2 protein-coding genes and 1 pseudogene are annotated in these 2,169 nt (G+C 56.8%); all 3 read right to left on the bottom strand.

Features of this window, described 5'->3' with window-relative positions; genetic code table 11:
- Window positions 1–307 (bottom strand): annotated as a pseudogene (locus B2W96_RS03370) (dipeptidase PepV); the annotation flags it as partial.
- Window positions 308–502: 195 nt separating this feature from the next.
- On the bottom strand, window positions 503–841 hold the full coding sequence (locus tag B2W96_RS03365) for a DUF3870 domain-containing protein (RefSeq protein WP_293008549.1): 339 nt from the start codon (window positions 839–841) through the stop codon (window positions 503–505).
- A 370-nt stretch (window positions 842–1,211) separates the two neighbouring features.
- Window positions 1,212–2,169: FAD-dependent oxidoreductase (locus B2W96_RS03360; protein WP_293008547.1), on the bottom strand; the 958-nt coding region annotated here is incomplete at its 5' end.

Below are 2,169 nucleotides of genomic sequence, written 5' to 3'. Positions count from 1 at the left end.
GGACCTCACCGGAAAAGGGATCGCCGCTCCAGCCCTCTCCGGCGGGGACCACGTCCAGATGGCCCAGAACGGCCACCATTTCCTCCCCCTCGCCAAACTCGCACCAGCCCACCTGATTGTCCATGCTGCCTACCCGAAGCCCCAGGTTCTTTCCGGTTTCCAGCATAAACTCGAGAGCCCTTTGAATATTTGCCCCGTAGGGATAGCCGCTTTCATCCTCTTCCCGCACGCTGGGGATGCGGATGCTCTCCCCCAGAGTTTTCAGCAGCGGCGCTCTCCGCCGCTCCACAAGCTCCTTCAGTTCCATTTCGCGCTCCTTTCGTTTTTTCCGCCCGCGCCCCAAGCGTGGGTGAGCCGCCTGATTTTAAGCTAAAAAACATAAAAACCCAGCAAGGACCAGAGGCATTCTCTGATCTTCACTGGGTTTCCCCTTGCTGGTTGATATATTGAAAGATATATCACACAAGGGAAAGCAGTTTATGAACTTATTTGCCCGCCGGATCTATCCGCCAGTAGATTCGCTCTTTCCCACAGCGGCCCGATACCGCTTTTCCGCGTCTTTCATGGCGGCAAGCACCGCCTTGGCGGAGGAGCCGTGGTATCGGCGGGACACCTCGTTTTCCAGTTGGTCGTATTCCCGCAGCAAAGACCTCCCCACAAAAACGCGCCGCAGAAATGTCTCCGTCAGCTCCAAAGAGTGGGTACAACTGAAATCCACGATTTTCCCGCTTTCAGCTTCCATCTCCAAAGCCATGTAAAAAGAGCCGAACATTTTCGTGATGGCATTGTCACTGTTGGTCCGTGACTCACCGATGATATACAGCGTCTCCATGTCTTCCATTTATCACATCATCCCGCCAAAGAACTTTGTAGCAATTATATCATTTCAAAGACCCGTGTCAATGTTTTACGGACATTTCATACAAAACTATCTGTTTTTCACAAAATTTGATGGTTTAATTTCGCAAAATCGGCAGGCATGTTATGAACATTTTCCAATACAGTTTATGCCTGTGCAATGCCTTTTTATAACTTTTGCCGTCTGGCGGCATTTTTCCCAACCGCTCCTGATCGCCTGCAAAGCAGCGGCGGGAACCGATTTTCGGTTCCCGCCGCTGCTTTTCGTTTTCGGTTTTTCCTGGCCCCCGGTTCACAGGTTGTCTGATGGCTGCCTGCATTGCCCCGTGAGCATTTTGCGCCGAAGCGGGGCATTATGCCTTGTTCAACTGCTCGTCAATTGCCTTGGCGGCGGTTTTGCCCGCACCCATGGCCAGAATCACCGTGGCCGCGCCGGTAACAGCGTCGCCGCCGGCGTAAACGCCCGGACGGGAGGTAAGTCCCTCCTCGTTCACCACGATGCAGCCCTTTCGGTTGACCTCCAGCCCCTCGGTGGTGCTCTTGATCAGGGGGTTGGGGCTGGTGCCCAGCGCCATGATGACGCAGTCCACCTCCATGTCAAACTCGCTGCCGACAATCTCCACGGGGCTGCGGCGGCCGGAAGCATCCGGTTCGCCCAGCTCCATCTTGATGCAGCGGATGGCGCGAACGTTGTCGTCCTCATCCGCCAAAATCTCCACGGGGTTGTTGAGGGTGTTGAAGATCACGCCCTCTTCCTCGGCGTGCTCCACCTCCTCGTGACGGGCGGGAAGCTCTTCCATGCCACGGCGGTAAACGATATGTACCTCGGCACCCAGCCGCTTAGAGCAGCGGGCCGCGTCCATGGCCACGTTGCCGCCGCCAACCACCGCCACCTTTTTGGGATGGATGATGGGCGTGTCGGAGTCGGGCAGATAGGCCTTCATCAGGTTGATACGGGTCAAAAACTCGTTGGCGGAGAACACGCCTTTATAGTTGATGCCCGGAATACTCATAAACATGGGCAGACCCGCGCCGGAGCCGATGAACACGGCTTCGAAGCCCTCCTCCTCCATCAGCTCGTCGATGGAGATGGTGCGGCCCACCACGGTGTCCGTGGCAACGGTGACGCCCAGCGCCTTCAATCCGTCCACTTCCTTCTGGACAATGGCCTTGGGCAGACGGAACTCAGGGATGCCGTACACCAGAACGCCGCCCGCAAGGTGCAGTGCCTCAAACACGGTGACGTCATAGCCCTTTTTGGCAAGGTCGCCCGCGCAGGTAAGGCCCGCGGGGCCGGAGCCGATCACGGCC

It is taken from the genome of Oscillibacter sp. UBA6647 (assembly GCA_002455655.1).
In the GTDB taxonomy this organism is placed as follows: domain Bacteria; phylum Bacillota; class Clostridia; order Oscillospirales; family Oscillospiraceae; genus Oscillibacter.
The sequence above is the reverse complement of the archived record's forward strand: the minus strand, read 5'-3'. Positions and strand labels throughout refer to the sequence as shown.